Source organism: Dellaglioa sp. CoH-55-MRSF-7, from assembly GCF_056782235.1.
The window spans coordinates 1-354 of record NZ_JBXAYI010000100.1 but is presented as its reverse complement, the minus strand read 5'-3'; the positions used below and the strand labels follow the sequence as shown (position 1 = coordinate 354).

Annotated in this window: 1 protein-coding gene; it reads left to right on the top strand. The window is 56.2% G+C overall.

Annotated elements, in window-relative coordinates:
* Positions 1-354: hypothetical protein (locus AC1RPU_RS08045; RefSeq protein WP_481769649.1), on the top strand; the 354-nt coding region annotated here is incomplete at both ends.

Below are 354 nucleotides of genomic sequence, written 5' to 3'. Positions count from 1 at the left end.
TTCCTGTGGCTCACGAACACGAGCCTGAAGCCGAAAACGCAGATCAAGCACCCGCCGCAAGTCGTGTACGTCGATATCTCGGGTAACGTACTCAATCGTACGGCCGAGGACTTTTTCCAGCTTTACTCGTTCCACAGCGTGGACGGTGAGCTGGAACGACGCCTTGAGGCTCTAATTCAATTCAACGCTGCGGATTTGGCTCACGCTCAAGACCCGGAGGACGATCCGGTCGATGGTTCCGAGAACGCAGGAGAGCTGCTGGAGCGAGCTGCGCAGGAAACTTCTGAGGCACCAGCAGGTTGGGCGGATATTGCCGGCTCTGGTCAAAGCGTTCCAGAACTGGAAGTTAACTTC